The organism is Burkholderia sp. APQ4-4ca, from assembly GCF_057837105.1.
Genome location: NZ_JBYQCG010000238.1, coordinates 20,211 through 27,450, shown reverse-complemented (window position 1 = coordinate 27,450; position 7,240 = coordinate 20,211). Strand labels below are relative to the sequence as shown.

Annotated in this window: 6 protein-coding genes; all 6 read left to right on the top strand. The window is 65.9% G+C overall.

Annotated features, from left to right (window positions below; genetic code table 11):
- Window positions 1–1,133, top strand: a 1,133-nt coding sequence (locus tag AC3IFE_RS30870; protein ID WP_489194041.1) for a malate synthase G, incomplete at its 5' end; no start/stop codon positions are given.
- A 559-nt stretch (window positions 1,134–1,692) separates the two neighbouring features.
- Complete coding sequence (locus AC3IFE_RS30865) at window positions 1,693–3,258, top strand: sensor domain-containing diguanylate cyclase (protein ID WP_089470889.1); 1,566 nt, start codon at window positions 1,693–1,695, stop codon at window positions 3,256–3,258.
- Between the two features lie 134 nt (window positions 3,259–3,392).
- Window positions 3,393–4,778, top strand: coding sequence for a cache domain-containing protein (locus tag AC3IFE_RS30860; protein WP_489194038.1), 1,386 nt, complete (start codon window positions 3,393–3,395; stop codon window positions 4,776–4,778).
- 31 nt (window positions 4,779–4,809) lie between these two features.
- Window positions 4,810–5,454 carry a response regulator gene (locus AC3IFE_RS30855; protein WP_489194036.1) on the top strand — a complete coding sequence of 215 codons (645 nt, stop codon included), beginning with the start codon at window positions 4,810–4,812 and terminating at the stop codon, window positions 5,452–5,454.
- 210 nt (window positions 5,455–5,664) lie between these two features.
- Entirely contained in the window at window positions 5,665–6,228 is a 564-nt protein-coding gene (locus AC3IFE_RS30850) for a PAAR domain-containing protein (RefSeq protein WP_489194034.1), read from the top strand.
- Window positions 6,228–6,863: a T6SS effector amidase Tae4 family protein gene (locus AC3IFE_RS30845; RefSeq protein WP_489194032.1), complete on the top strand. Its 636-nt coding sequence runs from the start codon at window positions 6,228–6,230 to the stop codon at window positions 6,861–6,863. Before AC3IFE_RS30850 ends, AC3IFE_RS30845 begins: the two co-directional genes overlap by 1 nt.
- Window positions 6,864–7,240 lie beyond the last annotated feature (377 nt).

Here is a 7,240-nt window from a genome sequence, read left to right as displayed (position 1 = left end):
TCGATCGCGACGGCAACGAGATTCCGGAAGGGATCCTCGACGGCGTCGTCACGACGCTGTGCGCGCTGCACGACCTGAAGGCCAAGCGCAATTCGCGCACGGGCTCGATCTACATCGTGAAGCCGAAGATGCACGGCCCGGCCGAAGTCGCGTTCGCCGATACGCTGTTCGCGCGCATCGAGGATCTTTACGGCCTGCCGCGCAACACGCTGAAGATGGGCATCATGGACGAGGAACGCCGCACCAGCGTGAACCTCGCCGCGTGCATCGCAGCTGCCGCCGCGCGCGTCGCGTTCATCAACACCGGCTTCCTCGACCGCACCGGCGACGAGATGCACACCGCGATGGAAGCAGGCCCGATGATCCGCAAGGGCGACATGAAATCGTCGGCGTGGATCCAGTCGTACGAGCGCAACAACGTGCTCGCGGGCCTGTCGGCCGGCCTGCGCGGCCGCGCGCAGATCGGCAAGGGCATGTGGGCGATGCCGGACCTGATGCATGCGATGCTCGAGCAGAAGATCGCGCATCCGCGCGCCGGCGCGAACACCGCATGGGTGCCGTCGCCGACCGCCGCGACGCTGCACGCGCTGCACTACCATCTCGTCGACGTGCAAGCCGTCCAGCAGGAACTCGAAAAGACGCCGTACGCGCGCGAGCGCGACGCGCTGCTCGAAGGGCTGCTGACCGTGCCGGTCGTCGAGCACGCCGCGTGGAGCGAGGCCGAAATCCTGAGCGAGGTCGAGAACAACGCGCAGGGCATTCTCGGCTATGTCGTGCGCTGGGTCGAACAGGGCGTCGGCTGCTCGAAGGTGCCGGACATCCACGACGTCGGCCTGATGGAAGATCGCGCGACGCTGCGCATCTCGAGCCAGCACATCGCGAACTGGCTGCGCCACGGCGTGATCACCGAGGCGTTCGTGCTCGACGTGTTCAAGCGGATGGCCCGTGTCGTCGACCAGCAGAACGCCGGCGATCCGAACTATCGCCCGATGGCGCCCGGCTACGACCAGTCGACCGCGTTCAAGGCCGCGTGCGCGCTCGCGCTGCAAGGCACGTCGCAGCCGAGCGGCTATACCGAGCCGCTGCTGCATCGGTTCCGGCTCGCGTTCAAGGCGCAACAGCACGGCGCCTGACCCCGCGCATGCGGCTCGCCCGCATGCCGGGTGCCGGTTGTACGCCGACCGTGCGAAACGGGCAGCCCGCGCGGCTGCCCGTTTTCATATTCGCGTGCACCCGGCCGTTGAAACCGATAATCGGTACATATCGCGCGCTTTCGCGTGCGGAACGCATCCGACGTTAATCCGCGCGGGTCCGCCGGCGTGCGCCGCGCGACTTTTCCGCGCTGCCGCAAAGCCTTGCGCGGTAACGCTCCGCCCGACATTTGCAAGCCCGGGATTACGCGGAAATTTGATCCCGATCAATGGGTTGCAACATTTTCCGCGCGCGCAAACACGCGCGTTATACTCCGTTCAATTCGCGTCGCGATTCGTCAGAGGGTCGAATTGCAGCAGACGTTACCTGTGAATACTGGTTTATCGGTTTCTCGGGCCGCGATTGTCGATAATCGGCGCCCGATTTCTCCGCCAAGCGGAAGGCAGGCACGGGAAGGGCGCGCACCGGGTCGCCACCGGTAGTCATACGAACAATCGCATCGGCCCGCCGCCCGGCGACGATGCCCCCGATCCACGGACCATGGCAGAAACCGACTACGCAATGCCCAGCGAATCCGGCGTGACGAGCCGTGTCGCCGCTCATCTGCGCCGGTCCCTCCTGCCGCACCTGATCTTCTATACGGGGCTGCTGATCGCGCTGATCCTGCTGCTGCTGTGCGGGATCGTGCTGTACGAAGGCCGCATCGACGCGCGCGACCGCTCGCGCAGCATGCAGCAGAACCTCGCGCTGATGGCGTCGTGGGACATCGAACGCAACATCGAGATCTATTCGCTGTCGCTGCAGGCCGTCGTCGAGGGCGTGAACGACCCCGCGGTGGCCCGGCTGCCGATGGCGCTGCGCCGCCAGGTGCTGTTCGACCGATCGACGACGGCCAAGTATCTCGGCGGCATCTACGTGCTCGACGCGAAAGGCGACATCGCGGTCGACGGCATGAGCGACGTGCCGCGCAAGGCCAACTTCCGCAACGAGCCGTACTTCACCGTGCACCGCGACAGCCCCGACGTCGGCCTGTACGTGAGCCCCCCGTATCACTCGCGGCTGCGCGGCGGCTCGCCGAGCATCGCGCTCAGCCGGCGGATCACGCGGCCCGACGGATCGTTCGGCGGCGTCGCGGTGATGTCGATCCGGCTCGAATATTTCCAGAACCTGTTCTCGCGCCTGTCGCTCGGCGATCGCGGTTCGGTCGCGCTGATCAACACGGATGGCAGGATGGTCGCGCGCGAGCCGTACGACCCCAAGATCGTCGGCCGCGACATCAGCCGCGCGAGCACGTTCCGGCAATTCATGACCGCCAGCGAAGGCAGCTTCGCCGATACCGCATCGATCGACGGCGTGCGGCGCCTGTACGTATTCCGGCACCTCGAGCACCTGCCGCTCATCGTCATGGTCGCGCGCTCGGAAGCGGACACCTACGCCGCGTGGTACGACCGCGCAATCCCGATCGGCTCCGCGATGGTCGCCCTCGCGATCGGCTTCGTCGGCCTGTCGCTGCTGCTCGACGAGCAACTGCGCAAACGCCATCGCGCGGAAACCGAGCTGCAGGCGCTCGCGCGCACCGACGGCCTGACGGGCCTCGACAACCGCCGGATGCTCGACGTCACGCTCGGGCGCGAATGGCGCCGCGCCGCGCGCTCGCAACATGCGCTGTCGCTGCTGTTCATCGACGTCGACGACTTCAAGCGCTACAACGACACGCAGGGCCACCAGGCCGGCGACGACGCACTCGCCGCGGTCGGCCATTGCATCGCCGGCTGCCTGCGTCGCCCGGCCGACTATGCGGCGCGCTACGGCGGCGAGGAATTCGTCGTGGTGCTGCCGGACATCGACACGGACGGCGCGGTGACGATCGCCGAAACCATCCGCACGGGCATCCTCGATCTCGGCATCCGGCACGACGCGGGTACGGTCGGCCGCCTGACGGTGAGCATCGGCGTGACGACCAGCTACCCCGAGCACGACGACAACATCCAGGCCGCGCTGAAACGGGCCGACGATGCGCTGTATCGGGCGAAGGAAGGCGGGCGCAACCGTATCGCCGTGCAGGCCGCCCCGTCGCCCGCCAATCTCGCATCGCGGCGGGCCTGAGCGCACGGGCAGCGGCGGGGCGACCGCCGGGCCGCTGCCCCCGCCCGCAAAATCGCCGACAATACCGGCTCGATACGCCACCGCGCGACCGATGCGCCCGGCCGGCCGCGCCACGCCAGCCGCTTCGCACCCCCATGAGACTCAAGGCAAAGATCTTCCTTCTGGCCATCGTGCCGTTCCTGCTCGCGATCGCCGGCATCGGCTTCGGCGTGCGTCAGCAGGCGACGTCGCTCGCGCGCACGCAGCACACGACGATCCAGGCCGCGTACCTGTCGAGCAAGGAAGTCGAGCTGAAACACTACGTCGAGCTCGCGACGAGCGCGATCATGCCGCTCTACGACGCGAGCGGCCGCAATGCGCGCGACGACGCGCTGCTGCGCACGCAGGCGCTCGCGATGCTGCAGAAGATGGATTTCGGCCCCGACGGCTATTTCTTCGTCTACGACCTGCACGGCAATTCGTTGATGCATCCGCGCGAGCCCGAGCGCGTCGGCCACAACTTCTGGTCGATGCGCGACCCGCAGGGCGCGCTGACGATCCAGAAGCTGATCGGCGCCGCTTCGCGGGGCGGCGGCTACGTGCGTTACGCGTGGCAGCGGCCGTCGACGGGCCGCGTCGCGCCGAAGCTCGGCTACGTCGTCGCGCTCGAGCGCTGGGGCTGGATGGTCGGCACCGGCATCTATCTCGACGACGTCGACACCGCGCTGCAGCGCATCGACGCGCGCGCGTCCGCGAACATCGAGCGCACGATGAGCTGGCTCACCGCGATCGCGCTCACCGGCGCGGCGGCGATCGCCGTGTGTGCGCTGGTGCTGAACGTCAGCGAGTCGCGCAGCGCCGACGCGAAGCTCAAGCTGCTCGCGCAGCGCGTCGTCGAATCGCAGGAGCAGGAGCGCGCGCGGCTGTCGCGCGAACTGCACGACGGGATCAGCCAGATGATGGTGTCCGCGAAGCTGATGCTCGAATCCGCGCTCGCGCGCTTCGAGCGCGGCACGTCGCGCGTGCCCGAAGCCGAGCAGGCGCTCGCGTCGGGCGTCGGGCGGCTCGGCGACACGCTGCGCGAAGTCCGGCGCATCTCGCATGCGCTGCGTCCGTCGATGCTCGACGATCTCGGTCTCGCGGCCGCGCTCGAGCAACTCGTGCGCGAGCTGGGCGCGGAAAGCGGCATCGACATCGGCTATACGCAGGTCGCGCACGGCGGCACGCGGCCGCTGCCCGAAGCCGTCAACACCGCGCTGTTCCGGATCGCGCAGGAAGCGCTGAGCAACATCGTGCATCATGCGCGGGCGTCGCGCGCGGCCGTCACGCTCGACGTCGGCGCGCAATCCGTCACGCTGACCATCGCCGACAACGGCTGCGGCTTCGACGCCGAACGTTCGCAGGCCGACGCGCGCCGCGGCATCGGCCTGCGCAACATGCGCGAGCGCCTCGATGCGCTCGGCGGCACGCTGACGATCACGTCGCAGGTCGGCCATACCGTCGTCGCCGCGCGCGTGCCGCTGCGGCGCGCCGCCGCCTGAGCATGCGCACCATAACCGGAGACCTTTGCCCATGAGCGCCCCCGATACCGCCCGGCCCGCCGCCCGACTGCTGCTCGTCGACGATCACCCGCTCGTGCGCGACGGCTTGCGGATGCGGCTCGAAGCGGCCGACCTGTCGGTGGTCGGCGAGGCCGGCAACGCGGACGAGGCGCTTGCGCTGGCCGCATCGCTCGAACCCGATCTCGCGCTGATGGACGTCGGCATGAACGGGATGAACGGCATCACGCTCGCGGGCGTGTTTCACGAGCGCTTTCCGGGCATTCGCGTGCTGATGCTGTCGATGCACGACAACATCGAGTACGTGACGCAGGCGGTGCGCGCCGGCGCGAGCGGCTACCTGCTGAAGGACTCGCCGGCGAGCGAGATCGTCCGCGCGATCGGCGCGGTGCTGGCCGGGCAGACGTTCTTCAGCGAAGGGCTGGCCGCGCGGATGATCCAGGCCAGCGCGATGGCATCGCCGCTGGACCGGCTGACGCCGCGCGAGCGCGACATCCTCGACGCGCTGGCCGAAGGGCTGTCGAGCAAGCAGATCGCGCAACGGACGGGGCTGTCGGTGCGCACGGTCGAGACGCACCGGCTCAACCTGAAACGCAAGCTGGAGATCGAAGGGCAGGCCGAACTGATCAAGTTCGCGGTCGAGCATCGGCGGCGGTAGCGGCGAACACGCGCGGATTACTCGCGCGATGCGCCATTCACCTTCGAATTTCATACTTGTCCAATCGACCTCGCCCTTGGGAGCGATGGAATCCTTTCGCTTGCCGAAACGAGCACCGTGCTCGTGATTCGCATGACACGCGCGTGAACTCGTCATGCGGCACCCGGCATCACCGGCAGATATCGGTGACCTGGACCGAGGAGCGAAATCATGATGCGCCGCATCGCCGTTGTCGGCGACAAGCTGGAAACCGGCGGACACATTCTTGCCTACGCAGGGCCACTATTCACGTTTGGCGACGCCGGCCATCAGGTTGCGCTGATCGGCGGCCTCGCGTTCTGCGAAGCGTGTGAAAGCACTGGCCAGATCGCCAAGCCTGGCGGGCCGAAGCGCATCAAGTTTATGGGCGAAACGGCAGCGGACGGCGACATCGTTCAATGTCGATGCGCGACACCACCGCGCATCGTCGCGCTGCTCTCCGGCAATTCATGGTGCGACGACCAGGCGGAAGCAGAAGGCGTCGTTACTTCCGGCATGAATCGGGCAGGCAATGTCACGACCTTAGCCGCAGGTGTCTACGACGAATGCGTCCGCGCCGTCGGAAACGGCGCATCACCGGATTATCCCTACATCATCGAAACATCGGACGGGCGCGTTCATGCAGGCAGGCTCGACAGCACCGGATGCCTGCCGCGCATCCATACGAGCGACAAGGACGAGTACACGGTCTATTGGGGTGACGAAGCGCTCGCGAGATCGAACGGAGACGCGTAATGCCGAACGAAAAAACAATCGTCAAAACGACCCCTGTACAGAACTCGTACAAAGAAGTCGAACTGAAGTCGGTGACGTTTTCCGAGCTCTGGAACAACTACGCGCACGGAAACCCGTACGACGATCCGAACGGACAGTACAAGAACCAGTGTGCGATCCGGATGAGTGTGACGCTGCACAAGGTCGGCATCGCGATGAAGTCGTTTTCGCAGAAGCGGGTTCGGCCAATGCCGGGCAAACCGACACTGGGCCGCCTTCTGATTCTTGAGCGGCGGTCATGTCGACCTCTGGAACGGGAGCAAACTCACCGGCTTCGGATCAGGCGTGCGGATTTCATGGAATATAGTCCTACCGGGCATCTGGTCGGATTTTCGAAATTCGAAAACTATCTTGTTTTTTCCCGTCAAATGAAACTCGTGACTGTGGTGGCAGGCGCACTTGTCGGTGGAGCGCTCGCGACAATGATCTGCTGGGGAACGCTCTACGTTTACGGAGCATTCGTCCTGCGTGGCAAGGGAAGTCTCTTCGACACGAACCCCGAGATTGCGAATCTATTTTTCGTCACATGGAGCGGATCGATTTTAGTTTTCGCAATGGCCGGCGCAATTGTCGTGACTCGCAGGAAACCCCGTTAACCATGCGACCGACGGCAACGCAAAATGAGACGCGTCGGATACTTGCTCCTGTACTGGATCGCCGGCCTGATCACTATATGGCTCGCATGCTGGATCGGAAGCCGGATCAACGGGCGAATTCATATCGGCTTGCGACTGCCTTCGGGCTGGCCCCGGTTGCCATGAGATCGACCTGTGCTCACCGCCGTGGCTGCTTGTCGCTCTGCTAGTCGGGTTTCTGATTGGGCCACCGCCTGGGTTTGCCTTCGCGGGCTGGAGAGTAGGGAGACGACGGGCGACACCGCAAAAGGTACTGTGCTCCTTGGCCACATTGATTCCCCACGATGCTGTTTTTTTCGCTTCGTATGTAATTCGCTGAGTCAGTAGCGCGCAATCGC